Below are 26,356 nucleotides of genomic sequence, written 5' to 3'. Positions count from 1 at the left end.
ACGGCGATGCAGGCGCGCGACAGGATCGAACTGGTGGCGGACCGGGAGGCGGAGGCCGAGGCGCGCGCCGAAGCGGCGCGGGCGGCGATGGCCCTGCGGGCGATCACCGTCTCCTATGGCGAGAGCCCGGCGGTGTTTTCCGTCGACGCCACCTTCCCGCGCGACAGCCTCATCGCCATCGTCGGCCCCAACGGCGCCGGCAAGTCGACCCTGCTCAAGGCCGCGCTCGGCATCGTGCCGCGCCTGTCGGGCACGGTCACCGTCTTCGGCGCGCCGCTGGAGCGGGCCCGCGCAAGGGTTGCCTATGTGCCGCAGCGCGCCTCGGTCGATTGGGACTTCCCGACCCGCGTCATCGACGTCGTCCTGATGGGGCTCTATCGCGAGCTCGGGCTGCTCGGCTTCGTGCGCGCCAGCCACCGCGAGCGCGCGCTCGCCTGCCTCGCCCGCGTCGGCATGACCGATTTCGCCGACCGTCAGATCGGCCAGCTTTCCGGCGGCCAGCAGCAGCGCGTCTTCCTCGCCCGCGCGCTGGCCCAGGACGCGGACCTCTACCTGCTCGACGAGCCCTTCGCCGGTGTCGACGCCGCGACCGAGAAGGCAATTATCGATGTTCTCAAGGCACTTAAGGCGGAGGCGCGCACCGTCGTCTGCGTCCATCACGACCTCGCCACCGTCACCGCCTATTTCGACCGGGTCCTTCTGATCAACACCCGCCGCATTGCCGAAGGGCCGGTCGCCACCGCCTTCACGGCGGAGAACCTGCAGGCGACCTATGGCGGCCGGCTCGCCTCCGCCCATATCGACCAGTTGCGGCTGTCGGAGCAGGGCTGATGCCGGTGCCGGGCTCCCCGATCGAGGCGTTTCTGTCAGCACTGCTGCTGCAGGCCGGCTACAATGCGGGCCTTGTCGCCATCGGCGCCAGCCTGCTCGGCATTGCTGCGGGTGCCGGCGGCACCTTCCTGTTTCTGCGCAAGCGCGCCCTGCTCAGCGATGCCATCGCCCATGCGACGCTGCCCGGTGTCGGTATCGCCTTCCTGGTCATGGTCGCCTTCGGCCTCGACGGCCGCAGCCTCGTCGGCCTCCTGGCCGGCTCGGCCCTGTCGGCCGGCCTTGGTCTTCTGTGCGTCGAGTGGATCACCCGCCACACCCGCCTTGCCGAGGACACCGCGATCGGCGCGGTTCTCTCGGTCTTCTTCGGCTTCGGCATCGTCCTGCTGACGGTGATCCAGACCCTGTCGCAGGGGCGGCAGGCCGGGCTCGAAGGGTTCCTGCTCGGCTCCACTGCCGGCATGCTCTACCAGGACGCGGTGGTGATCGCGCTTGGCGGCGTCCTTGCCGTTCTCGCTCTCGTGGCCTTGCGCCGGCCGATGACGCTGGTCTCCTTCGATCCGGGCTTTGCCGCCGCCCTCGGACTGAACACTCGCCGCATCGACCTTGCCATGATGCTGCTGGTGCTGGCCGTTACCGTCGCGGGGCTGAAGATCGTCGGCCTCGTGCTGGTGGTCGCCCTGCTGATCGTGCCGCCGGTCGCAGCCCGCCTGTGGAGCGAGCGCACCGACCATGTGGTGCTGATCGCCGGCGCCATCGGCGGCCTGTCCGGCTATGTCGGCGCCGCGATGTCGGCCGCCGCGCCCGGCCTGCCGACCGGCCCGATCATCGTGCTCGTCGCCTTCTCGCTGTTTCTCGTCTCGCTGCTGCTGGCGCCGGGGCGCGGCGTTCTGGCCGCCGCCATCCGCCACCGCCGGTTCCAGTTGCGTCTGCATCGCCGTCAGGGCCTGCTGTCGCTGGCCCGCGGCGAGCCGATCTTCGACCCGCTCACCTTGAAGGTTCTGCGTCGCGAAGGGCTGATCCGACCCGACCGCGTGCCGACCGAAGCCGGGCGCCTCGAAGCGACCCGCGCGCTGCTCGACGAACGCCGGTTCGAGGTCGCCCGCCGCATCCACCGGGACGACCCGCTGAGCCACCGCTATGACGGGCTGACCCCGATTGCGGCCGTGATGACGGGTGACGAGATCGCCGAGATCGACCGCTTGCTGGCCGACGCCGCGGCGCGGCACCGCCGGGAGGACGCATGATGGGCGCCGACTTCGTCCAGCTCTCGCTCACCCCGATCCTGATCGGCGTGCTCGCGGCGATCGCCTGCGCGCTGCCGGGCAACTTCCTGATCCTGCGCCGGCAGGCGCTGATCGGCGACGCGATCAGCCATGTCGTGCTGCCGGGCATCGTCGTCGCCTTCCTGGTCACCGGCAGCCTTGCCAGCCTGCCGATGCTGCTGGGCGCCGCCGGAGCCTCGCTGATCGCGGTCCTGCTGATCGAGACGATCCGCCGGCTCGGCCGCATCGAGCCGGGCGCGGCCATGGGCGTCGTGTTCACGGCGATGTTCGCCGGCGGCGTGCTGCTGCTGGAGCAGAGCGACACCAGCGGCGTCCATCTCGATGTCGAGCACGCGCTGATGGGCAATCTGGAGAGCCTGATCTGGTTCGACGCCACCGGTTGGAGCTCGCTGCTGGATCCGGTTGCCCTTGCCTCACTGCCGCCGGAACTGCCGCGCATCGCGCTGGTCGCCGCCCTGATCACCGTGCTGATGCTGGTGTTCTGGCGGCCGCTGAAGCTCTCCACCTTCGACGAGGGCTTTGCCGCAACGCTCGGCCTGCCGGTCCGCCTGATCGGCCTGGCGCTGGTCGCCGCCTCGGCAGTGGCCGCCGTCGCCGCCTTCGATGCGGTCGGCTCGATCATCGTCATCGCCATGTTCATCTGCCCGCCGGCCACCGCCCGGCTGATGACCGAGCGGCTCGAGCACCAGGTGGCCTGGAGCACCGGATTCGCGGCGCTCTCAGCGGTGCTCGGCTATGTGCTCGCCGGCTATGGACCGCTCTGGCTCGGCTCGGCCCATGCGGTCAGCGCCGCCGGCATGATCGCCACGGTCTCGGGCCTGATGCTGGCCGCCGCCTGTCTCGCGGCTCCGCATCGCCGCCGTATCGGTCAGCCGTCAGCCTGATACTTTTGCCATTTCCTCTTGAGATGCGCAATTTGTCGAGACTTTATCTACGTATAACTAAATAAAACTACGCAACTTATACAATTACATTCGAAGTGTAAGTTTCTTTTCGAATTGAAAGTACGATTAAAGGTCGAAAATACAATCAGCCCTGCAGCTTCTGTCGATTGAAAGAAACTCTGCGCAGTGAGAACATTCGCGCATAGGATGTTATCGACGTTAATTGCAATTTTTTGTGGAGGGCTGTGATGTTCGACGTCTCCAGCGTTCGCGAGATCGAATACGGCGCCAGCGGCGTCACCTATGTCTACCAGGACCACGACGATCCCAAGCTCTGGTACATGGTGCCGGTGCCGCGGTTGCGGACTCTGGACGGGGCTCCGGCCTTCGGCCTGACCGAATACACCTCCAATGGCGGCGGCATCGCCGGCCTGTGCACCTTCGAGATGGAGCTGGTGCAGCCGCTCGAAGCGCGGCGGGCGGCGGAAGAGATCCTCGGTCCCGACATTTCCTGGGGCGGATTCGTCTGGGTCGGCGGCACCGCCTTTTTCTATTATGACATTGCCGGCGAGACCCAGGTCCTGGCGATCGAGCCGACGCTCTACGGCACCAATGTCGCCGCCTTCCAGATCGAATTGCCGACGGCGGAGGCGGTCAACACCTTCAAGAACGCCTTCAGCGGCGACGAGGGCGGCGCCTCCCCCTTCCGCGTCGAATACGAGATGCAGGTGCTGACCAAGCTGCTCGGCGCCAAGGCGACGGTCAGCTACACCGCCGAGGCCGCCATCGAATACGAGAAGAAGTACAAGACCGTCCGCGACACCTGGGGCAACCAGAAGCAGGTGTTGCAGGAGGTCAAACAGGTGCTGCGCCAGTCGGGCGCCGGCGAGGTCAAGGTCGAGCTCGGGCCGGGCAGCAGCGACGAACTGGCCCAGCGGGTGCGCGACTGGGGCTGGACGACGCTGGAAAACCAGGTCGCCAACACGGTGGCCGCCGCCGCGATCATGGCAACGGGGCCGTTCCCGGTCTCCGCGACCACCTCGTTCAACCAGACCTATCAGGAAGACACGGTGATCGACTGGTCGACGCCGGTCAGCAGCTTCATGCGCCGCTTCACCGCCGACGAGTGGAAAAAGGTCTTCACCAAGGTCGACAACCGCAAGCTCTCGGTGGTCTTCAACCTGATCGGCGAACTCACCCGTTCAGGCTCTGACGATCCGATCGCTGAGACGGTGACCGTCACCGTCACCTACCCGACGCGCAAGACCGACAACACCTTCATGCTGATCGTCACCGACGGCGACCAGTCCTCGAAGATCTACGAGGCGCCGGGCGACTTTTCCGGCGGCAGCTACAATCCGGAATTCACCTATAGCTATGTGATCCACTTCAAGGACGGCAAGTCCTTCCAGAGCGACCCGATCACCACCACGGATACGCTGGTCAACATCACGCCCAACGTCTTCGGCACGCGGCAGGTCACGTTCATCGGCCAGGCCATCCCCTTCTCCGGGGCGACCGGTGTGCGGCAAGTTAATATCGACTTCTTCTTCGCCCCGCCGGCCGGCAATCCGGCGATCGTCCAGACCAAGACGATGACCGGCAACGGCGAGACCAACGCGGTCCGCTTCGAGAGCTTCTACAACCTGCCCATCGGCCCGAATTACAGTTATCGGCTGCGCTACCAGATGGCCGACAATACCGAAATCGTCTCCGAACCGCCGGGCGCCCTGTCCTCGGCGCCCGACTACACCGGCTCGGGCAATGCCGACATCGTCTTCGTTCTCGATCCGAAGGGCCTGTTCACCCAGTTCACCCTGCGCGCGTTCAACTACACGAGCGAGCCGACAACGCTGCTGCTGGTCGATGTCAACGCCCAGTATTTCGACCCCGCCAACAACGGCGACCACTGGGTGGCGGAGAACAGTTGGTCGAACTGGGAGCCGAAGGGCGCGCTCAGCTTCGCCGAGCCGCGTTGGAACTTCCAGGCGATCAACAACACCAACAATGCCTACTTCAACATTTCCGGAAACATTTTCTACTCTGACGGCCAGAGCTTTACCCTCGACAGCTATCGTCAGTCGAGCGAATACAAGACATTGACCATCACCAATACGATACAGAACTACAGCGTCAAGGTCGACAGCAGCCGGATCGACTGGACGCAGGTGGCGAGCGTCAACCTCACCATGTTCCAGTTGACGCCGAAGGCGCGCCAGACGTTCGGCGACAGCCTGCCGGGCTTCCTGTCGCGGCCGCGCCACGAGATGACCCGGGCGGAGCGGGTCGAGGCGGAAGCCTCGCAGCAGAACGTCATCCTGTTCAGCCTGCTGGGGGCCCCTTCGGGTGTCGTCGTCGAAAATCTGGAACGCTATTACGGCATCCAGCGCCTGCGCAGCGAGCCGACCATCGAGTTCTACTACACCGCCGTCTATGTGCTGAAGGACGGCAGCACCCGCGAGTTGGAGAAGCAGCAGGTCTCCGGCCGCCTGTCGGTGGAACTGCCGCCGCTGCCCCCGGCAACCGTGACGGCCGGCCTCGTGCACCAGGTGATCGATCCCGATGCGCTGGCCGCGCGGATGCGCCAGGGCGGGTGAGCGCCATGCCTCCGCCGATCCCGTCCGGGAACGCGCGGCGGCGACGGGATCTGGGTGCCGAGCCTCCGGTTCGGCTCCTGGCCCCGCTCCCGGATGTGGGAGCGGGAACGGTTCCGGCTGCCGCCGTCTCGTCGCTCGACCGCCTGCTGGCGGCAGCCGCCCCCTTGCTGCCGCCAGGACTGACAGCACAGGACTGTCCGCCAAGCGATCTCACGCCGGCCGGCGCGCCGCTTGAGGCCGCCTTCGTCTGGGCCGATGGCGAGGCGGGCTGCGATCCGCGACTCAGCCTCGATCCCGCGCCCGGCGCGCGGCCCGACACGCGCCGGGCGGCGGCGCTGTCGCTCTGCCGGACGGGTGCGGGGACGGCGCTCGCACCCGCCGCGCTACGGCTCGTCGAGCGGCTGTCCTGCTGGCAACGGCAGGCGGGGGCCCGCTATGGCGCCTGGGCGGGTCTGCGCGAAGCGCCCTCCGGGGGCCTTGCCGCCAAGCTCTATCTGGAACTGGCGCAGGCGACGAAGGCGAATGGGCGCCCGCTCTGGGCCGCCCTGGAGGAGCGCCTTGCCGGCGCGCCGCCGGTGCTGGCGGGCCGAAACCTCAGGCCCACCATGCTCGGCGTCACGCCGGACGGCGGCCTGCTGGAGCTCTACTATCGCGCCGACCCGCTGTTTCCCGGCGATCTCGACACGCTGATGGCCCGGTTCGGCCTTGCCCCGCGCGGGCACGAGGTTCGCCGGCTCATCGAGCGGCTGACCGGGCGCAGCGTCCGCTTCGAGATCCCCTCCAGCGACATCGGCTTCTCCGTCGCCTTCAGGATGGCGGCCGAGGGCCGGACCCAGGCTGTCGCCTTCACCTTCTATTCCAACGCCGCCGCCCTGCTCGGGCCGGATGCGCGCATCTTCGACGCGCTGCTTGTCGAGGGTGCGTCGCGCGGCTGGGACATGACGGCCTATGAACAGGCCTTCGCCGGCTCCGCCGCGCTGCGACGCACCGGCGAGGCGCCGCTGCAACGGCACGGGCTCCTTGGCATCGTGCTGGCGGCAGATGCCCCGCCGCGCGTGACGGCGACGCTCGCCGTGCCGGTTCCGCCCGCGGGAGGCCGCCATGCTTGAGCCCGCCCCGCGCCCGGCTGGTCTTCTGGCCGATCTTCTGGCCCTGCAAGCGCCATCCGGGGCGTTTCCCTCGCAGGTGGAAACGCCGGCCGGGTGTGTCGCCGACGAAACCGCCTTCGTCACCGCGCAAGTGGCTTTGCTGCTGCCGGCGCTCGGCCGAAGCGAGGCGGCGATGCACGCCCATGCGCGGGCGCTCGACTTCGTCGAGGCTTGCGAGGATGCGAGCCTGCCGGGGGCTTTCCGCTTCTATCCGCAAGGCGGCGGCGGGCCCCGCCTGATCGACAGCCTGCCGCCGGACGCGGACGACACGGCGCTCGCCTGGATGGCGCTGGTCGCCGGCCGCCGCCGCGAGGCGCGCGAAGGGCGGGCACGGCTGGCGGACCTGCTGCCGCGCCTCGCCTGCGGCCCGCTGCGCCGCGGCGATCCGCCGTTCGCGCGGGCGCCGCTCCTGCGCACCTGGTTTCTCGACAGCGATCCCGGTCCCGTCGACCTGACAGTCAATCTCAACATGCTGGCAGCGCTCGCCGCCTGCGGCGCGGCGAGCTCCGACAGCGATCTGTCGGGCCTGATGCTGCAGCTTGCCGGGCGCCTTTCCGCCGTCATCGCCGCCCATCCCCCGACCCGCTCGGCCCTGCGCGCGCTCAGTCCCTACTACGCCGATCCGGCGGAACTGGCGATCGCCGCGCTGCGGGCACGGGCCTGCGGCGCGCCGGGGATCGAGGGGCTCGCCGGAACACTCGCGCCCCTTGACGCGCGCGAGCGCGCCGCCGGGCGGCCTCCTGACCGTCCGCTCTATTGCAACGCCCATGGCCGACCGCTCTGGCGGGCACCGGCCCTGCAACTCGCCCGGCGCCTTGCCGACCGGGCGCCTGCCGCCTTCGACCTGTCCCTTTCACCGGCCAGATTTTCGGGAGGTTTCCATGATTGCGATGCCCAGGTCCGTTTTTGCTGAACTCGATGCCGGCGAGCGTCCGGCGGCCCGCGCCAGCACCAAATACATGGAGACCTTCCAGCTCTCCCGGCCGGCGCTCGGCGGCACCGATATCGTCACCTACGCCAATGTCGCCGGCGATCTCGACCTCTACACCATCGGCACCGGGGGCGAGGTCTACCGCCTGCGCCGGGGCGAGAAATCGCTGGCTCCTTACCAGGATACCGACCTGCATATTCGCGGACGGCAGCTCTTCCTCTACACCTCTGGTTCGGAAAGCAGCGACACGCCGAACATCATGACGCTGGGCGACAACGGCCAGCTCTCGCTTGCCGAATATCAACCGACCACCGCCAGCTACTACCAGCGCGAGACCAAGCCGCGCGATGCGGGCGAGACCATCCGCCAGTTCCGCGGCGCGCGCGGCATCACCGGCAATGTCTATGTCAATGTCATGCTGGACGTGCCGGGTGAGAATTACGGCCTGCTCGCCAACAATTTCTTCAAGCCGGGCAGCAGCGAATGGGCCGGGCCGGTCTGGGCGCCGGTGATGGGGCCGGGCGGCACCCAGGCGCAGGTCAAGACCATCGCCATGGTCGCCAACAGCGCCGTGCAATCGGCGATCTTCGCTATCGGCAAGGACAATTCGGTCCTGTTCAGCGAGACCAGCGACCGCACCTCGGCGCTGCGGGTGCTGGGACCGAAAAAGGCGACGGCGCTCTATGTGGTGGCCGATGCCAATGACCGGCTCGCGATCTTCGCGGTCGAGCAGGGCACCGGCAAGCTGCTGCTGAAGAAGGAGAAAAAATACCAATCCGGCACGGTGAAACAGTTCGACGACTGGATCCAGGTCGATCCCGCGCAAAGCGTGCCGCTGACCGAGATCTACGCCTCCGTCACCTTCGACGACCTCTTGCAGGTCTTCGGCATCGGCACCGACGGGCGGCTGTGGCGCGCAGGCCAGGCACCCGGCAGCGGCCGCAGCGCCGAGCCGGTGTGGCAGACGCTGTTTCCGCTCGGCAACGAGATCCCGTCCGACCCCGGCTCCAAGGCGACGATCTTCACCGTCGGGCGCGACCGGGCCGGCTATGCGGAGGCCTATACCGTATCGGCGGCCGGCGACCTCACCCGCTTCTGGCAGTCGCCGACCTCGCGCCAGTGGTTCGACCAGCGCATCGACCTGCTGCGCCAGGACAACGACATGGTGCCGGTCGAGACCCATGCGCTGGAGATGGTGGTGCTCGACGAGGACGGCATGCCGCTGTCCTTCGCGCCCGTGTCGATCCAGGCCTCGTTCCTCGTCACCCTGTTCGTCGACGGCCGCTCCTATCGCTGCAGCCAGCTCCAACGGGTGGCGGCGCAGACCGGACCGGGGGGCAAGCTGGTGATCTACCAGCAGGCGACGGCGCTGGCGGCGGCAACGCTCTATGTCGAGACGCCGGGAACGCTGGCCGGCACGCCGATCGTGGTGGAGCCGAACCTGCAATTGCAGGAGAAACTCGCCAGCCTTTCGGTCGCCGACATCAAGAACGCCAAGGATGCCGCCGGCAACTACTTGCTGCCGGCCGAGTATCGCGGCAGCGACGAATATGCCCAGAGCCTGCAGCAGATCACCCAGGCCTCGATGGAGATCGCCGGCCAGCGCGAGACGAAAGCCGCAAGGGTCGTCTATCACACCGTGTCGCGGCGCATGGCGGCGCGCGGCTTCGACCCGCGGCTGGATTTGCGCGCCATGTCCGGCACGGCCTGGTCGATCGACTTCACCTCCGGCTTCCCGCAATACCAGCCGATGACGGTCTCCGAGGTCGCGACGTGGAAAAGCGAGCGACTCGCCGCGATGCGGGCCTCGGCGGCCAATGACGACGGCGCGGAGGTCGCCGGGTTCCTCGGCATCGACTGGGGCGATGTCTGGAACGGCATCAAGAACGCGGCGAAATTCGTCATCGACGGGCTGACCAAGATCGTCGTCGAGATCATCGACGGCATCGGCCGGGTGCTGTTCGAGATTGCCGGCAAGGTGTTCGAGGCGATCATCGAGTTCGTCCAGCAGGCCTTCGACTTCGTGCAGGGCGTCTGGAACTGGCTGAAGGTGAAGTTGCGCCAGCTCTTCGAATGGCTCGCCTTCCTGTTCAACCTCGGCGACTTCCGGCGCATGGCCGAGGCGGTGGAACACAATACGCGGGTGCTGCTCGACTTCACGGCGGCGGGCGTCGACCACGTCAAGGACATGATCCTGTCCGGCATCGACACGCTGAAGGAGTCGCTCCAATCCGTCGTCGACACGATGATCCAGGAGCTCAACAAGGACGACAACCCGACCTACGACCAGTTCTCCTCGCAACAGGAGATGACCGACGAGCAGGCGTATGAGATGGAGCACAATCTGTTCTCCAACGCCTATGAGCAGAACGGCGGCAAGGCCGATGAGCGGGGCGGCAGCACGGTCAGCCTGATGAGTTCCAGCGCCCTGTCGAGTTCGCTCGACGGGCTGATCGCAATGATGGAGGACCTTGCCAACAACTTCCAGTTCGGCGACGGCAAGGAAGCATTCGAGGAGGCGCTGACCTTCTTCACCGCCATTGGCGACGATCCCAACAACGCGCTGAACCTGTTGATGAGCGGCGTCATCAAGCTAATGGAGAGCGTCGCGCTCTTCGCGCTCGACGCAGCCAAGGGCGTCATCGCGACGCTGATGGATCTCGTTCGGGAAGTGGTGGAATCCTTCCGCGACGTGCTGTTCTCGGAATGGGAAATCCCGGTCCTGTCGCAGCTCTACAAGTTCTTCACCGGCAAGAGCCTGTCGATCCGGGTCAGCCAGATCGCGTCCTGGCTGGTCGCGATCCCGGCGACGCTGATCTACAAGCTGGCGACCGGCAAGGCGCCCTTCCCGGACGAAGCCTCGCTCGAGGCCTATAAGAACTACGTCACCGTCGACTGGGTGAAATCGAAATTCGGCATCGCGACCGACAAGCAGGTGCTGTTCGACAGCACCTCGGAAAAGGTGGTGGCCGGTGTCTCGCTCGGCATCTATGCGGCGGCGATGGTGGTGCGCATCTTCACCGACGGGCTTACCGGCTTCCTCAGCTCCACCGGAGCGATCCCCGATCAGGGCAGCAGGGTGCCGGAGGGGCTGAAGAATTACTCAAGGAGCTGGACCCCGAAAGGCAAGAACCTTGCTGGCCTTGCCGCCGTCCTGATGCGCTACGTCACCACTTTCGCCACCATGCCCTGGCTGATCCGCCCTGGCTCGCCGGCGCCGAGTTGCCCGGCCGGGCAGCCGGGCTTCGCCGGCGTCATCTGGATCTGCCAGGTGATCGCCGGGCCGACGCGCGGGCTGCTGATCCTGGCGTTCCCAGGCGGCAAGGCGCGTACCTACACGGCGGAACTGACCGTCACGCTGTGGGGCTTTGCCAATATCGGAATGATCTCCTGGAATTACGCGGCAAGTCCGAAGAAGGACACGCTCGCCAAGCTCGGCCTGTCGCGGGCGCTGACCAATGTCATTCCCGGACAGGCCACGCGCTTCCTGTTCGTTCCCGACGTGCAGGAGGCGCTGTACTACGTACCGGCGATCATCGGCGAGGCGCTGATCGTGGTCGGCTATCTCGGCTCGGCCGGCATCGCCGTAGCGGAACTCGTCGAAGTGGTGAAAGCCGACTGAGACGAGGCCCGCTGGCGGCGGAAGAGGGGGCGGCGCCCGTCTTCCGCCGCCAGCGCGAGCCATCTGCCTCATCGCGGCCGGCAAACCGCAATCCGCTCGCTCGGCCAAGCCCTTCCGCAGAACAGACAGGCCTCCCAAGAACGGTCACCTCCCGGATCGGATAATTCTGTCATTGTATGTTCATATGAGCGTTGTGCTATGTTCATATGAACGAAGTAGAGACGGAACGTCCGCATTCGGGAGGAAGACAGTCGCTCATGACCGGCGACCTGACCATAACCGCGCGCCAGCGCGAGATCGCCGACCTCGTGCAGTCGAACGGCTTCGCCTCGGTCGAAGCGCTGGCCGAGCGCTTCGAGGTGACCACCCAGACCATCCGGCGCGATCTCACCCGGCTGTGCGAGCACGGCATTCTGCGGCGCACCCATGGCGGTGTCGAGCCGCCGGCCCCGGCGGGCAACCTGCACTATGCGCGTCGCCAGATCCTGAACCTGCCACAGAAGCGGGCGATTGCCGAGACGGTCGCGCGCCATGTGCCGGACGGCGCCTCGCTGGCCTTCTCCATCGGCACGACGCCGGAGATCGTCATGCAGGCGCTCACCCGGCATGAGGGCCTCCGGGTCTTCACCAACAACCTGCATGTCGCCTTCTCGGCCTCGCAGAACCCCGGTTTCGAGGTGACCATCGCCGGCGGCCGGCTGCGCCACGGCGACCGCGACATCCTCGGCGCCGATACCGAGCGGTTCTTCTCCGCCTATAAGGTCGACATCGGCGTCTTCGGCGTTGCCGGGGTCGATGCCGACGGCACGCTGCTCGACTTCCACGAGGACGAGGTCGCCGCGCGCCAGGCGATCCTCGCCAATTGCCGCCGCGCCTTCCTGGTGCTCGACGCCAGCAAGTTCGGCCGCCCGGCGCACGTACGCGGCGGCCACATCACCGACGTTGCCGCGGTGTTCTGCGACACCGCCCTGCCCGCTCCCATCCAGGCGCTGCTCGCGGCCGCCGGACGCGAGAGCGTGGTGTGCACCAACACCGGCGAGGAGCGCTGATGACCGCGACCGACACCCGCCCGGGCGGGCAGGAAATCCGGCTTGAGACTGTCTCGAAGGTCTGGGGCGCCCACAAGGCGGTCGACGACCTGTCGATCCGCGTGCCCGCCGGCACCTTCACCGTCCTGCTCGGCCCCTCGGGCTGCGGCAAGTCGACGACGCTGAGGATGATCGCCGGCCTGGAAAGCGCCGATGCGGGACGTATCCTGATCGGCGGGCGCGACGTCACCCATCTGCCGGCGGCCGAGCGCAACCTCGCCATGGTGTTCCAGTCCTATGCGCTGTTTCCGCATCTCGACGTCGCCGAGAACATCGTCTTCGGCCTGAAGGTGCGCCGGATGGCGAGGGACGAGCGCGAGGCGCGGTTGAAGCGCGTTGCCGATCTGCTCGGCCTGTCCGCCCTGCTCGACCGCAAACCCTCGCAACTGTCCGGCGGCCAGCAGCAGCGCGTGGCGCTGGGGCGGGCGATCATCGCCGAGCGGCCGGTCTGTCTGATGGACGAGCCGCTCTCCAATCTCGACGCCAAGCTGCGCCACGAGATGCGGGTGGAGATCCGCGCGCTGCAGAAGAAGCTCGGCTTCACCATGGTCTATGTCACCCACGACCAGGTCGAGGCCATCACCATGGCCGATCAGGTGGTGCTGCTGAATGGCGGCCGGCTGGAACAGGCGAGCGATCCGCGCGCGCTCTACCAGCGGCCCGAGACGCCATTCGCGGCCCGCTTCATCGGCGTACCGCCGATGAACGTGCTGCCGGGTGCGCTGCTGGCGCATGTGGATGCCGATCTCGCCGCCCACAAGGTCGGCCTGCGCCCCGAAGCCTTGACGCTCGCCGCCGCCGGTCCGCTCGCCGCACGGGTTACCAGCCTCGAATATCTCGGCGCCGACATGCTGATCGACTGCGCGGCGAACGGTGCGACCTTCACCGTCCGCCTGCCTGGCGACCACGACATCGCCACAGGCACCGAGATCCGCCTCGGCTTCGCGCCGCAGGACCTGCACGTCTTCGACGGCACCGCCGGCCACCGCCGCGATGATCTGGCGATGGCGGCCGGAGCCCGGCTCGCCGGCTGAACCCGCGGGCGGACCCAGACGAATGACGGGCCGGTCGCTCCCGGCCCCGACAGGAAACGCTCCCGCCCCACGCGCGGGACGTGACGCCGGCACAGCCAGCGCGAAGCGGCCGGCACAACATGAGGGAAGGCAGACATGTTGAAATCGATGCTGATGAAGGCCGCCGCCACGGCGACCCTGACAACCGGACTGGCACTCGGCACCTGGGCCTCCGCCCAGGCCGTCGAACTGCAGTTCTTCTTTCCGGTGGCCGTCGGCGGCAAGGCCGCCGATACCATCCAGGCCCTGACCGACGAATATGTCGCGAACAACCCGGGCGTGAAGATCGACGCCGTCTATTCCGGCTCGTATCAGGACACCATCGCCAAGGTGATCACCGCCTCGCGCGGTGGCACGCCGCCGCAGCTCTCCATGGCGCTGTCGGCCGACATGTTCACTCTGATCGACGAGGACCTGATCGTCCCCTTCGACGACTACCTGAAGAGCGACGAGGACAAGGCCTGGATCGAGGGCTTCTATCCGGCCTTCATGGAAAACAGCCAGACCGGCGGCAAGACCTACGGTATCCCGTTCCAGCGCTCCACCCCGGTGATGTACTGGAACAAGGAGGCCTTCAAGGAGGCCGGCCTCGACCCCGAGACGCCGCCGGCGACTTGGGAAGAGCTGGTCGAATTCGGCAAGAAGCTGACCAAGAAGGACGCCAACGGCAACGTCACCCAGTGGGGCGTGCGCATCCCGAGCTCCGGCTTCCCCTACTGGCTGTTCCAGGGCCTGACGACGCAGAACGACGTGATCCTGGCCAACAGCGAGGGCAACAAGACCAATTTCGACGATCCGAAGGTGGCCGAGGCACTGCAATACCTGGTCGACCTCTCCACCAAGCACGGCGTGATGGAGCCGGGCATCGTCGAGTGGGGCGCGACGCCGAAGGCCTTCTTCGAGCGGCAGACCGCGATCATGTGGACCACCACCGGCAACCTGACCAACGTGCGTGACAACGCGCCGTTCGAGTTCGGCGTCGCCATGCTGCCGGCCAACAAGCGCCGCGGCGCCCCGACCGGCGGCGGCAACTTCTACCTGTTCAAGGGCGCATCCGAGGAGCAGCTCACCGCCGCCGCCGACTTCGTGAAGTGGATCACCGGCCCCGAACAGGCGGCCAAGTGGACCATCGCCACCGGCTATGTCGCCCCGCGTCCCGATGCCTGGGAAACCGAGGCGATGAAGACCTACGCGGCCGAGTTCCCGCCGGCGACGGTTGCCCGCGACCAGCTCGAATTCGCCGTCGCTGAGCTGTCCACCTACCAGAACCAGCGCGTCACGACGATCTTCAACGATGCGCTGGCCGCCGCCATCACCGGCCAGAAGGACGCGGCAACTGCGCTGCAGGAAGCCCAGGCCCAGGCCGACGCGATCCTCGCCGAGTATCGCTGAGCCTGCGGGGCGCACGGCGCCCCGACGACACCAGAAGGGGATCGGCGGCATCTGCCGCCGATCCCCGCCGGGTTGACCGCCTCCGGCGGCAGCTCCCGACACGAACCAGGGCGACGACGATGACGACCCCGACAGGACAGGCGAGAGTGCCGATGCTGATCCGCAGCCGCGAGTGGGTTCACGCGTGGCTGTTGCTGCTTCCCGCGCTCTTCTTCCTCTTCGCCTTCACCCATGTGCCGGCGGTGATGACGCTGTGGAACAGCTTCTACTCCACTCCGCGCGGACGCCGTCCGGCCCGCTTCATCGGCCTCGAGAACTACGAGCGGATGATCGGCGACCCGGTCTTCTGGAAGGTCCTCGGCAACAATCTGTGGTTCGCCCTCGGTACGATCCCCACATCCATCGCCATCGCCATCGCCATGGCCCTGTGGGTCAACGACCGGCTGGCCGGACGCGGCTTCGTGCGCATGGCCTATTTCACCCCGACCGTGCTGCCGCTGATCGCCGTCGCCAATATCTGGCTGTTCTTCTACACGCCCGGCTTCGGCCTTATCGACCAGGCCGCATCGACCCTGTTCGGCTGGCCGCAGACCAACTGGCTCGGCGATCCGGCGACCGCTCTCAACGCGGTGATCGTCGTCACCGTGTGGAAGGAAGCCGGCTTCTTCATGATTTTCTACCTTGCGGCGCTGCAGGCGATCCCGCCCTCCCTGGTGGAAGCGGCGAAGATCGAAGGCGCCGGCCGCTGGACGATCTTCTGGCGCATCACCTTCCCCCTGATGATGCCGACGACGCTGTTCGTGTCGATCAACGCGGTGATCAACTCGTTCCGCCTGGTCGACCACATCTTCATCCTGACCAATGGCGGTCCGGACAACGCCTCGTCGCTGCTGCTGTTCTACATCTACGAGACGGCCTTCAAATACTGGGAGACCGGCTACGGCGCGACGCTGACCGTCGCCATGCTGGCGATCCTGTGCGCGCTCGCCATCGGCCAGTTCTTCTTCTTCGACCGTAGGGTGCACTACAAATGACCGCCGCAGCCGACGCCCCCGCCCGCCCGCGCCGCCGGCGCTTCGACCTCGACCGCGCGCTCAACACGCTCGCCGCCTGGGCGCTGGCGCTGCTGTGGATCCTGCCGCTGGCCTTCGCGATCTGGACGGCAATCCACCCGTCCGCCTACGAGGCCCGCTTCGAGCTGCTGGCGCCGCTCACCTTCGAGAATTTCGAGAAGGCCTGGGGCGCCGCGCCCTTCGCGCGCTACTTCCTCAACACCTTCATGCTGGTGACGCTGATCCTCGCCGGCCAGTTCCTGCTGTGCACGCTCGCCGCCTATGCCTTCGCGCGCTTCGCCTTTCCCGGCCGCTCGATCCTGTTCACCCTGGTGCTGCTGCAATTGCTGGTGATGCCGGACATCCTGATCGTCGAGAACTACAAGACCATGCGCATCCTTGGCCTGGTCGACACGATCCCGGCGATCGCCCTGCCCTATATCGCCTCCGGCTTCGGCATCTTCCTGCTGCGCCAGACCTTCATGACCGTGCCGCGCGAACTCGACGAGGCCGCGCGCATCGAGGGTGCCACGGTGCTCGGCATCCTGTGGCGGGTCTATATCCCGCTCGCCAAGCCGACGTATCTCGCCTACGGCCTCGTCTCGGTCAGCCACCACTGGAACAATTTCCTGTGGCCGCTGATCGTCACCAACTCGGTCGACACGCGCCCGGTGACGGTCGGCCTCAGCATCTTCTCCGCCATCGACTCCGGCATCGAATGGTCGGTGATCAATGCGGCGACGCTGATGACCTCGGGCCCGCTGCTGATTGCCTTCCTGCTGTTCCAGCGGCAGTTCGTGCAGAGCTTCATGCGCGCCGGCATCAAGTAGGACGGATCGCTTCCGCCAAATGCAAGACACCCCGGCAGGTCATCCGCCTGCCGGGGTGTCGATATATTGGCAGCGCTCGCCCTACTTCACCGTGACCGGCACCCGCGCGACGACACGGGGCTCGCCGGTGGCGATCACATAGCGCAGCTCGTACTGGCCCGGCTCCGTCGGCGCCATCACCGTGATATGGCCGTCGGCGATATTCTCGGCACTGTTCCACGCCCCTCCGATATAGGCGGCATCGCCCTCGTCAGGCCGTGCGAAGCCGATCCAGTTGGCATTCGCCACCGGACCTTGCGCCGTCACCCGCACCTCGCTGCCGGCGACGACCTCTGCCGGGACCTCGAGCGTCACCTCGGCCTCCGCCACGGTGACGGGGAGCGAGGCCAGCACCTTCACCCCGTCCGAAGCCGAGAGCACGTAGCGCAGTTCGTAGTCGCCCGCGACCGCCGGCGTCGACAGGCGAACGCTGGTGCCCTCGGGCATGGCCCAGCCGAGATAGCTGCCCGCATCGGAGCCGACAGGGGCGAAGCCGACCCAGTCGCGGCTGCCTCCGGGGCCCGTCCAGGCGACAGTCACATAACCGCCGACCACGACAGGGCCCTCGACCGAGACCGACGCCGGCGACTCGACCACCTTGAAGGCCTTGCGGACCATCACCTGGCCGTCATTGCCGGCGATATAGACCGCCTCGTAATCGCCGGGCTCGGACGGCGCCTGCATGGTCAGCACCGGCCCCTCCACTAAATAGGCGTAACGGTTTCCGGACGCATCCGCCGAGCCCCCAACCGGCACGAACGCAAGATAGTCTCGATCCCCGTTCGGGCCGCGCCAGGACACCTGCGTCATCGTGCCGGCCGGCACCTCCGCCGCAAGGTCGATCGCAAGATCCGCCGGCGTCACCTCGACAGCAGCGGTGGCGAGGATGCGATCCCCGCCCTTCGCCCACACATAGGCAACGGCATATCTGCCCACCTCCGACGGCAGGCGCATGTCCAGCGGACTGCCATCACGGATCCAGGCCCAGTTGTCGACCTCCAGACGCTGGCCGCCCGCATCCAGGATACGCAGGAAGTCGCCCTCCTCCATCGGGCCGGTGAAGCTGACCGAGACGGTGGAGGCTGCCGGGGCGGAGGATACGGCCAGGACAATGCTTGCCTGCGGCACATCGCTGGCGAGCCTGACGACGACCGCCGCGCCCTTATCGGCGACCGTCACCTCGACACCCCCGGCGCGCTCACCGGCCGTGGCGCTGACGAGATAGTCACCGGGCGCAAGATCCATCTTCGCCTCGTTGCCGCCGAGCGTTGCGACAAGCTGCTCGCTCGCCGCATCGACCACCGTCCAGTCGACCTGCCCGCTCACCGGCGCGCCGGTTTCCGCCTCGACCGCGCTGAAGGCCACCGGGAAGCCCGCCGGCTCCGCCGAAACTGCCTCTGTCGAGTTCCTCAGCGCCTCCGCCAGTTCCCCGGCATTGCGGGCGTTGAAATAGCGCCCGCCGGTCGCCGAGGCGATGCAGGCGATCTTTGCCTGATCAGCGCGCGAGGCGATGTCGAAGCCGATGACATGGGCGGTGAAGTCGATGCCGCCGGCGGCAAGCTCGCGGGCAAGCGCGCAAGGATCGCCGCCGCAGGTCTCGATACCATCGGAAATCAGCACCAGCCGCGCCGGCCGGTCGTTGGCGTTGAGACTGGCCGCCGCCTGCCGCAGCGCCTCGGTGATCGGCGTCTTGCCGCGCGGCTTCATCGCCGCCACGGCGCGGTTCAGGGCCGCCCGGTCGAGCGGCGTGATCGGCACCACCTGTTCGACGTCGCCGCAATCGCCGGTGCGCCGGTGGCCATAGGCAATCAGGCCGGTCGGCGCGCCGTCGGGAAGGGTGTCGACGAGCCCCGCAAGGGCCTCGCGGGCGATCTCGACCTTGGCCACCCCGTCGATCTGTCCCCACATGGAGTTCGACATGTCGATCACGAGCAACGTGTCGGGCTGCGTGTCCTGTGCCGCCACGGACGGCACGGCCAGTGCCGTCGCCAGGAGCGCGGCAATTCCTGTCTGTCGCAAAACGAACCTCCACCGGATGCATGAAACACCGCGCACAACTGCAGGCGGGCAAAGCCACAATAGCGGCTGCGGTACGACGCGATGTGACACCCGTCACGAGATGAGGGTGGAAGACGCCGCGACCCGGCCTTGCAGGACGTCCGTTTTTCTCGGCACTGCGTCCGGCATTGACCGCCCCTGCTTGGCGGCTGGCGTGTCTGGCGACAAGAAGGGGCGGCGTGCCATCCGCCGCACCAGGGGGGCAGTGTGGCACGAACCTCCGGACGGACTTCAAAAACGGTTTCAGGATACGCGCATGACCCAATCCCTTCCCGCGCTGTCGTCTCGCGGCCGCCTGACGGCTGCCCTTCTCTTTGCCGCCGCTCTTGCCGGCTGCCAGGCACCGGCGAGCTCCGGTCCACCGCCGCCGCCGGCCTTTGCCGCCCCGTCCTTCGGCGCGCCGGCTTTCGGCAGCACGCAGGCGCCGGCGGCCTCGCCGATCCAGCGCACCGCAACCCTGTCGTCCTCGACGAAATCCTGGGAGACGCCAGACGGCACCCGCCACACCAAATCGTCCAGCACCACCGCGTCCATGCGCGTCGATCCCAACGCGATGGGCAATGCCGCCGCGATGCTGTTCGGCGCGATGATGGGGCAATCCACAGCCGCCGCTCCCGCCCCCGTCAGCAAGGGCCAGATCGCCGGAGACTGGAATGTCGATGTCGACGGCAGGCAATGCCGACTGTCGCTGCGCCCGACCGGAGCTGGCATGGGCGACTTTGCCTCGACGTTCGGCTGCATCGGCACCGAGCTGCAAAGCGTCACAAGCTGGTCGCTGCGCGGCAACGAGGTTGTCCTGAACGGAATGATGAGCAAGCGTGTCGCCGTTCTTCGTCTCAGCGGCACGAACCGCATGGACGGCCCGCTCGATGGCTCCTCCGGGAAGGTCGTCGCCTGGCGCTGACGCGAAAGAGACAGGCGAGGCCTCGGTCTCGCCTGCCCCTCAGGCGCTGAGCAGGCGAATCCACTCCTCGTAGCGACGGTCGAGGTCGCGGTCGAATTCACGGCCGCTTCGATGCGCCCAAGCGGGGGCCGCGCGCATGTCGCGCGCCGTCGTGCCGAAGCGGGCGCGGAAGGCCCGCGAGAAGGCGCTGTCGTTGGCGAACCCGCAGTCGGCGGCGATCGCCGAAATCGGCCGTTCGGCGAAGCGGTGGTCGATCAGCATGCGCAGCGCAAGCCGCAGCCGCTGCTCGCGGATATAGGCAAGGACACCGCCGAACGGTTCGAACATCTCATAGAGGCGGGTGCGCGAGACGCCGGAGAGGCGAGCCACCCGCGCCGGTGACAGGTCCGGATCCCGCAGGTGTTCGGCGATGCGCTGGCGCGCCCGCACCAGCAGCGCGAAAGCGATGCCGGCCTCGCCCTGCCCATCCTCTGACTTGCTCGCGTTGAGGCAGGCGGCGGTGAGCGCGAGGGTCGCGGCACTGGCTTCCGTGGCTTGCGACAGGCTCATCCCCGAGGCCAGCGACTTCAGAGCCGTCACATGGTCGATGAGGAGCCGGGCCAGCGGATTGCCCGGCGCCGAGATGATCTGCATATGCCGGTCGCCGGCCTGTTTCAGCAACGGCTCGATCAAGGGACGCGGCAGCAGCAGCGACAGATTGGTGAAGTCGCTGGTGCGCGAGCGCATCTCCTGGGCGAGGTCGAAGACCACCAGCGCGTCCTGGCCGAACACCTGCTCGCGGCCGCGATGGGTGAACTCCATCGTCCCGGCCTCGTAGATTTGGATCATCAGATGATCCATGCCGTCGCGGGCGATGGTGGCGGACGAACGCGCCCACTCCTGCGCCTGGGTATGGGTGCGCGCCATCGCCAGGTCGCCGATGACATGAGCGTCGAGTTCGGCGCGAAAGCCCTCGGCCCGGCGCTCCTTCGGCACGTCCACCTCGAACAGGCAGCCGATGCTCTCGCGCCAGACGTCGAACTGCTCGGCAACCGGCACCGCATCCAGCGAAAACACCGAATGCGGCACGCGCGATATATCTTCCGTCGTCAAAGGCCCCTCCGGGGAATTGCCAATCAGGTTTAGCAGGAGATCACGCTCCTGCAAGTCCCCGATCGCGGGCCCCCGTCCACAGCCACACACGAAGGGCACCCGTGTCCGATGCCCAGGCAAGGAGTCATGCGCCCTTGAGGCGGGCCGTGGTGTCCTCGGAAAAGCCGCCTTGCGACTTTTTCCCGAACGACGCGCGCCAGGACGCGGAGAGCGGCGGCAACGCCGCGATGGCCGCGGCGATCGCCGGGTCGAGACGCGGATCGAAGCGGGCGGCGACGATCCTGTCGAGCGGCCAGTCCGGCAGCGGACGCGCCTCCAGTTCCATCGTGTCGCCGACCGCGATCCGACCTTCCTCGATAACCCGGTAGTACCAGCCGGTCCGCCCGCTCTTCTGCATGGCGACCGCCATCTCGTCGATGCCGGTATGGGCCGGCAGCTTCCAGCAGGGCTGGCGGCCCTGGCAGATCTCCACCAAGGCGGTACCGATACGGAACCGGTCGCCAAGGCAGACATCGGCCTCGGTCACCCCGACCGTCGAGACATTCTCGCCGAAACCGCCGGCGACAAGTCGCCCGGCATGTTCGGGCCATCGCGCGGCCCAATAGGCATAGTGGTCGGCCGGATAGTGGTGCAGAGCCTTCTCCGGCCCGCCATGCACGCTGCGGTCGGCCTGCTCGTCCCCGTCAAGCCCCTCCAGCCCGACATCGAGCCCATCCGTCACCGGCAGCTTGCCGATGGCCGAGGGCGGCTTGCCGTCCCATCGCTGACGCGCCTTGCCGATATAGAGGCCGCTGACGGATACGCTCATCTGCATGGGAAACTCCGGTCGGAAAAACAGGAAGCGCCACCATATGGGCGCGCGCGCCCCCTCACAAGCCGCCGACTGCCGCACAGCCCCCCACAGAGCCAGCAACAACCGAACCAATAAGTGATTGGTTCGAGGGCAGAACACGCCCGTTCTTTCGGCAGATCACCTCTGAAGTGATCTGGATGAAGGCAGCACCGCTCACTCTGAGAGCAGTGCGAACAGACCCAGCGGCACCGGCTTGCCAGGCCCGAGATTTCGCGCCAATAATGGAACCAATAAACAAAAAGGTACGAGGCGAACGCGACTTCCGTGACAGACGAAACTCAGACACAGCGCAATTCCAGCCTGGCGCTGGAACGGCTGCGCATCATCGTCGACCAGTTGGAGCGGGAAGCACGCGACCAATTGCCGACGGAGCGTGAACTGGCCGAACAGATCGGCGTCGGCCGCCGCGCCGTGCGTCGCGCGCTCGACGTGCTGGAAGCGGAGGGGCGGATCTGGCGCCGCCAGGGGGCCGGCACATTCATCTCCGCCGCCCGCAGCGGCACCGAGAGCCGCATCCGCTATCTGCCCGAAATGAGCAACATGTTCGAGGTGATGGAGGTGCGGCTGCGCATCGAGCCGGCCCTGGCCCGCCTCGCCGCACTCCGCGCCACTCCCGCCGACATTGCCCGCATGCGCGAGATCTCCGACAAGGTCGCCAGGGCAACCGACATGGACAGCCGCGAGCTGTGGGACAGCTCACTGCACCGTGCCGTTGCCATGGCCGCCGGCAACACCCTGTTCCTCGCCCTGTTCGATGTGGTCGACCGGGTCCGCCAGGACGAGAACTGGCGCCATGTACGCGAGGCGCTGCGCACGCCGAGCTCGCAACGTCTCTACCATTCCCAGCATGAGGAACTGGTGGACGCGCTGGAGCGCCGCGACCCGGTCGCCGCCGAGCGAACCATGCGCAAGCACCTGCTCAGCCTGCAGGAACGCCTGATGCTGCAGACCGTCGAGGGGCACGCAGATGTCGAGTGAGACCGGCGCTGCACCCACGGTCGCATCCCGGACGCCGCTGCTGGTCGTCGACGATCTGGCCCTTCGCTTCGGCGACAGCTCGTCCAACGTCGTCGACGGCGTCAGCTTCGATGTCGCTGCCGGCGAGACGCTTTGCATCGTCGGCGAAAGCGGCTGCGGCAAGTCGGTGACCTCGCTGGCGCTGATGGGCCTCTTGCCGATGCCCCCGGCCGAGCTCGTGCGCGGCCGCGCCCTGTTCGAGGGGCGCGACCTCTTCACCCTCTCGCGCCGGGAGATGGGAAGGCTGCGCGGCGACCGCATGGCGATGATCTTCCAGGAGCCGATGACCTCGCTGAACCCGGTCTACACGGTCGGCGAGCAGATCGCGGAGATCGTCCGCCGCCACCGCCCCGTCGGGCGGACCGAGGCACGGGCCCGCGCGCTGGAGATGCTGGAGCGGGTCAAGGTGCCGGCTGCCAAACGCCGGCTCGACGACTACCCGCACCAGATGTCCGGCGGCATGCGCCAGCGGGTGATGATCGCCATGGCGCTTGCCAACGATCCGCGCCTGCTGATCGCCGACGAGCCGACCACCGCGCTCGACGTGACCATCCAGGCGCAGATCCTCGACCTGATGCGCGAATTGCAGCAGGAAACCGGCACGGCGCTCATCCTCATCACCCACGACCTCGGTGTGGTCGCCGAAATCGCCGACAAGGTCGCGGTGATGTATGCCGGACGCATCGTCGAGACCGGGCCGGTGGCCACGATCTTCGACGACCCCCAGCATCCCTACACGCTCGGCCTGATCAGTTCCGTTCCCTCGCTCGGCGAGCGCAGCGGCCGGCTCGCCGCCATTCCCGGCATGGTGCCGACGGTCGAGCGCATGCCGGCGGGATGCCGCTTCGCCCCGCGCTGCCCGTTTTCCGACGCCGCCTGCCGGACGGAAGCGCCGCCGCTCGCGGAGATCTCCGCCGGCCATGCCGTCGCCTGCCGCTATGCGCCGCTGGAGCGCCACTTCGGAGACGCGGCATGAGCGGCGACAGACAGGATGTGATCCTCGAGGCGCGGGGCCTCGCCAAGCGGTTCCCCGTCGGATGGAAGCTCTTCGGCGAGCGCCAGAGCGTGCGGGCCGTCGATGGCGTGTCGCTGAAGGTCCGTCGCGGCGAGACGCTGGCGGTGGTCGGCGAGAGCGGCTGCGGCAAGTCCACCCTTGCCCGGCTGCTGCTGCGGCTGATCGAGCCGAGCGAGGGCGAGGTGTTCTATGGCGGACGCGACATCGCCGCCCTGCCGAAAGGCGAGATGCGGCGCCTGCGCAAGGACCTGCAATTCATCTTCCAGGACCCCTTCTCCTCGCTCAACCCGCGCATGAGCGTCGGCGCCATCATCGACGAGCCGATGCGCGTCCACGGCCTAGGAGATGCCGCGTGGCGCCGCGCCGAAGTCTCCCGCCTGCTGACCCGGGTCGGGTTGAGGGCGGAATTCGCCGACCGCTACCCGCATGAGTTTTCCGGCGGCCAGCGCCAGCGCATCGGCATTGCAAGGGCGCTCGCCTCCGGCCCCAAGGTGCTGATCGGGGATGAGCCGGTCTCCGCGCTCGACGTGTCGATCCAGGCCCAGGTGATCAACCTGCTGGAGGATCTGAAGCAGGAATATGACCTGACCCTGGTGCTGATCGCCCATGACCTTGCCGTGATCCGCCACATGAGCGACCGGGTGGCCGTGATGTATCTCGGCGAGATCGTCGAGCAGGGCGAGACGGACGCCGTTTACGCCGCACCGCGCCATCCCTATACCCGCGCCTTGATGCAGGCGATCCCGATCCCCAGCCCACGGGCGCGCAAGGCGGCGGTGCAGCTTGCCGGCGACGTGCCCTCGCCGCTCGCTCCGCCGCCCGGCTGCCGCTTCCACACCCGCTGCCCGCTTGCCGATGGCCGCTGCTCGACCGTCCACCCGCCGCTGCAGGAAGTCGAGCCCGGCCGCCACGTCGCCTGCCACCACTGGCAGCGGATGGCGGCCGAGGGTCAGGCTGCACTCATCGAACCGGAGGCCTCGCATGCCGCCCGTCATCGCCTTTCGCTTTACCGGGACAGAAGCGAACGCCAGCAGAACTCCCGTCCCGCAACCTGAAAACAAAAGAACCTGACCAGAGGATCCTTGAGAATGCGACAGAGTCTTCTTGCAGCCTTGCTGCTGAGTGCCAGCGCCCTTGTCGCGCTGCCGGCCGCCGCCGCCGACCTGCGGATCGGTCTCCAGGAGGATCCGGACGTTCTCGATCCGGATCAGTCCCGCACCTTTGTCGGCCGTATCGTCTATGCCTCGCTTTGCGACAAGCTGGTCGACATCACGCCGGAGCTCGAGATCGTGCCGATGCTGGCGACCGCCTGGTCATGGTCGGAAGACGGCAAGGTGCTGACCATGGACCTGCGCGAAGGGGTCGTCTTCCATGACGGCACGCCCTTCGACGCGCAGGCCGTGAAAGCCAATATCGAGCGGTCGAAAACCCTGCCGGAAAGCCGCCGCAAGAGCGAGGTCCAGTCCATCGAAAGCGTCGAGGTGACCGGCCCGATGCAAGTGGCGATCACCGTCAACGAGCCCGACGCGACGCTGCTCGCCCAGCTCTCCGACCGGGCCGGCATGATGATCTCGCCCACCGCAGCGTCTGCCGCCGGCGCCGATTTCGGTGCCAACCCGGTGTGCTCCGGCCCCTTCGTCTTCAAGGAGCGCATTCAGCAGGACCGCATCGTGCTGACGCGCTTTACCGACTACTGGAACGCCGACGCGATCCACTTCGACAGCGTCACCTTCCTGCCGATCCCCGACACGACCGTGCGCCTCGCCAACCTGCGTTCGGGCGATCTCGACATGCTGGAACGGCTGGCGGCCACCGACGCCGCCTCGGTGAAGGCCGATTCCCGTCTCGTCTATGCCGACGCGGTCAGCCTCGGCTATCAGGGCATCACCATCAACATCGGCAATGGCGAGCGCGGCGACAACCCCTTCGGCAATGATCCGAGGTTGCGCCAGGCCTTCGAACTGACGCTCGACCGCGACGCGATCAACCAGGTCGTATTCGAGGGCGTCTTCGCGCCCGGCAACCAGCCCTTCCCGCCGACGAGCCCCTGGTACGACAAGGAGGTGCCGGTTCCGGGGCGAGACATCGCCAAGGCCAAGGAGTTGATGAAGGAGGCCGGCCACGAGACCTTCGAGCTGGAAGTGCAGGTCGCCAACAACCCCGTCCAGACCCAGTTGATGCAGGTGGTGCAGTCGATGGCCACCGAGGCCGGCTTCATCGTCAGGCTGAAGTCGATGGAATTCGCCAGTCTGCTCGCCGACCAGACCGCCGGCAACTATCAGGCAAGCCAGGTGGGTTGGTCGGGCCGCACCGACCCGGACGGCAACATCCACCAGTTCCTCACTTGCAATGGCGGCATCAACGACAGCAAGTATTGCAATCCGGAGGTCGATGCGCTGCTCGACAAGGCGCGCACCAGCAACGACATCGCGGTTCGCAAGGAGAGCTATGACGCGGCCCTCAAGATCCTCTCGCAGGATCTGCCGATCATCTACCTCTATCACCAGACCTGGATCTGGGCGCTGGACGGCAAGGTCGAAGGCTTTGTCCCCTTTCCGGACGGCATGATCCGCCTGCAGGACGTCAAGTTCAAATCCTGATGTAACCCCTGCGGGGCCCGGACTGCCGGGTCCCGCAGCCTTACGGA

General features: G+C 67.3%; 20 protein-coding genes. 17 read left to right on the top strand and 3 right to left on the bottom strand.

Features of this window, described 5'->3' with window-relative positions:
- Positions 1-6 precede the first annotated feature (6 nt).
- The 12 genes from P2PM1_RS19640 (at position 7) to P2PM1_RS19585 (ending at position 16,731) form a co-directional block, all read left to right on the top strand.
- Complete coding sequence (locus P2PM1_RS19640; RefSeq protein WP_305849899.1) at positions 7-831, top strand: metal ABC transporter ATP-binding protein; 825 nt, start codon at positions 7-9, stop codon at positions 829-831.
- The gene (locus P2PM1_RS19635; RefSeq protein WP_186400212.1) at positions 831-2,075 is read left to right on the top strand and encodes a metal ABC transporter permease; all 1,245 of its coding nucleotides are present in this window, start codon (positions 831-833) and stop codon (positions 2,073-2,075) included. Before P2PM1_RS19640 ends, P2PM1_RS19635 begins: the two co-directional genes overlap by 1 nt.
- Positions 2,072-2,998, top strand: a complete 927-nt coding sequence (locus P2PM1_RS19630) for a metal ABC transporter permease (protein WP_244293014.1) — start codon at positions 2,072-2,074, stop codon at positions 2,996-2,998. The genes P2PM1_RS19635 and P2PM1_RS19630 overlap by 4 nt, the downstream gene beginning before the upstream one ends.
- Before the next feature lie 248 nt (positions 2,999-3,246).
- Positions 3,247-5,595, top strand: a complete 2,349-nt coding sequence (locus P2PM1_RS19625; protein WP_186400211.1) for a hypothetical protein — start codon at positions 3,247-3,249, stop codon at positions 5,593-5,595.
- The gene (locus P2PM1_RS19620) at positions 5,592-6,704 is read left to right on the top strand and encodes a hypothetical protein (RefSeq protein ID WP_186400210.1); all 1,113 of its coding nucleotides are present in this window, start codon (positions 5,592-5,594) and stop codon (positions 6,702-6,704) included. Before P2PM1_RS19625 ends, P2PM1_RS19620 begins: the two co-directional genes overlap by 4 nt.
- On the top strand, positions 6,697-7,656 hold the full coding sequence (locus P2PM1_RS19615; RefSeq protein ID WP_186400209.1) for a hypothetical protein: 960 nt from the start codon (positions 6,697-6,699) through the stop codon (positions 7,654-7,656). The genes P2PM1_RS19620 and P2PM1_RS19615 overlap by 8 nt, the downstream gene beginning before the upstream one ends.
- Positions 7,625-11,296 carry a hypothetical protein gene (locus tag P2PM1_RS19610; protein WP_186400208.1) on the top strand — a complete coding sequence of 1,224 codons (3,672 nt, stop codon included), beginning with the start codon at positions 7,625-7,627 and terminating at the stop codon, positions 11,294-11,296. Before P2PM1_RS19615 ends, P2PM1_RS19610 begins: the two co-directional genes overlap by 32 nt.
- Positions 11,297-11,553: 257 nt before the next feature.
- A complete protein-coding gene (locus P2PM1_RS19605) occupies positions 11,554-12,345 on the top strand; it encodes a DeoR/GlpR family DNA-binding transcription regulator (RefSeq protein WP_186394537.1) in 792 nt (263 codons plus the stop codon).
- Positions 12,345-13,418: an ABC transporter ATP-binding protein gene (locus tag P2PM1_RS19600; protein WP_186400207.1), complete on the top strand. Its 1,074-nt coding sequence runs from the start codon at positions 12,345-12,347 to the stop codon at positions 13,416-13,418. Before P2PM1_RS19605 ends, P2PM1_RS19600 begins: the two co-directional genes overlap by 1 nt.
- 135 nt (positions 13,419-13,553) lie before the next feature.
- Positions 13,554-14,849, top strand: coding sequence for an ABC transporter substrate-binding protein (locus tag P2PM1_RS19595; protein WP_244296453.1), 1,296 nt, complete (start codon positions 13,554-13,556; stop codon positions 14,847-14,849).
- A 119-nt stretch (positions 14,850-14,968) separates the two neighbouring features.
- On the top strand, positions 14,969-15,883 hold the full coding sequence (locus P2PM1_RS19590; RefSeq protein WP_208985348.1) for a carbohydrate ABC transporter permease: 915 nt from the start codon (positions 14,969-14,971) through the stop codon (positions 15,881-15,883).
- Positions 15,880-16,731, top strand: coding sequence for a carbohydrate ABC transporter permease (locus P2PM1_RS19585; RefSeq protein WP_186394539.1), 852 nt, complete (start codon positions 15,880-15,882; stop codon positions 16,729-16,731). Before P2PM1_RS19590 ends, P2PM1_RS19585 begins: the two co-directional genes overlap by 4 nt.
- An 81-nt stretch (positions 16,732-16,812) precedes the next feature.
- Here the strand turns inward: P2PM1_RS19585 and P2PM1_RS19580 are convergent, their stop codons facing one another.
- Positions 16,813-18,789, bottom strand: coding sequence for a VWA domain-containing protein (locus P2PM1_RS19580; RefSeq protein WP_186400206.1), 1,977 nt, complete (start codon positions 18,787-18,789; stop codon positions 16,813-16,815).
- A gap of 295 nt (positions 18,790-19,084) precedes the next feature.
- Here P2PM1_RS19580 and P2PM1_RS19575 point away from each other — a divergent pair, with 295 nt between their 5' ends.
- On the top strand, positions 19,085-19,732 hold the full coding sequence (locus P2PM1_RS19575; RefSeq protein ID WP_186400205.1) for an AprI/Inh family metalloprotease inhibitor: 648 nt from the start codon (positions 19,085-19,087) through the stop codon (positions 19,730-19,732).
- Positions 19,733-19,771: 39 nt separating this feature from the next.
- Here P2PM1_RS19575 and P2PM1_RS19570 read toward each other — a convergent pair whose 3' ends face one another.
- Positions 19,772-20,824, bottom strand: a complete 1,053-nt coding sequence (locus P2PM1_RS19570; RefSeq protein WP_186400204.1) for a helix-turn-helix domain-containing protein — start codon at positions 20,822-20,824, stop codon at positions 19,772-19,774.
- Positions 20,825-20,948: 124 nt separating this feature from the next.
- Complete coding sequence (locus P2PM1_RS19565) at positions 20,949-21,638, bottom strand: MOSC domain-containing protein (protein ID WP_186400203.1); 690 nt, start codon at positions 21,636-21,638, stop codon at positions 20,949-20,951.
- 303 nt (positions 21,639-21,941) lie between these two features.
- Between P2PM1_RS19565 and P2PM1_RS19560 the strand changes: the two genes are divergently transcribed.
- The 4 genes from P2PM1_RS19560 to P2PM1_RS19545 are packed head-to-tail and all read left to right on the top strand — an operon-like array spanning position 21,942 to position 26,309.
- Positions 21,942-22,655, top strand: a complete 714-nt coding sequence (locus tag P2PM1_RS19560; RefSeq protein WP_186394543.1) for a FadR/GntR family transcriptional regulator — start codon at positions 21,942-21,944, stop codon at positions 22,653-22,655.
- Positions 22,645-23,670 (top strand): ABC transporter ATP-binding protein, encoded by a 1,026-nt coding sequence (locus P2PM1_RS19555; RefSeq protein WP_186400202.1) that lies wholly within the window; start codon positions 22,645-22,647, stop codon positions 23,668-23,670. Before P2PM1_RS19560 ends, P2PM1_RS19555 begins: the two co-directional genes overlap by 11 nt.
- Entirely contained in the window at positions 23,667-24,764 is a 1,098-nt protein-coding gene (locus P2PM1_RS19550; RefSeq protein WP_186400201.1) for an ABC transporter ATP-binding protein, read from the top strand. The genes P2PM1_RS19555 and P2PM1_RS19550 overlap by 4 nt, the downstream gene beginning before the upstream one ends.
- A gap of 33 nt (positions 24,765-24,797) precedes the next feature.
- The gene (locus P2PM1_RS19545; protein ID WP_186400200.1) at positions 24,798-26,309 is read left to right on the top strand and encodes an ABC transporter substrate-binding protein; all 1,512 of its coding nucleotides are present in this window, start codon (positions 24,798-24,800) and stop codon (positions 26,307-26,309) included.
- The last annotated feature ends 47 nt before the right edge of the window (positions 26,310-26,356 follow it).

This window comes from Stappia sp. P2PMeth1 (assembly GCF_900185735.1).
GTDB lineage: Bacteria > Pseudomonadota > Alphaproteobacteria > Rhizobiales > Stappiaceae > Stappia.
The sequence above is the reverse complement of the archived record's forward strand: the minus strand, read 5'-3'. Positions and strand labels throughout refer to the sequence as shown.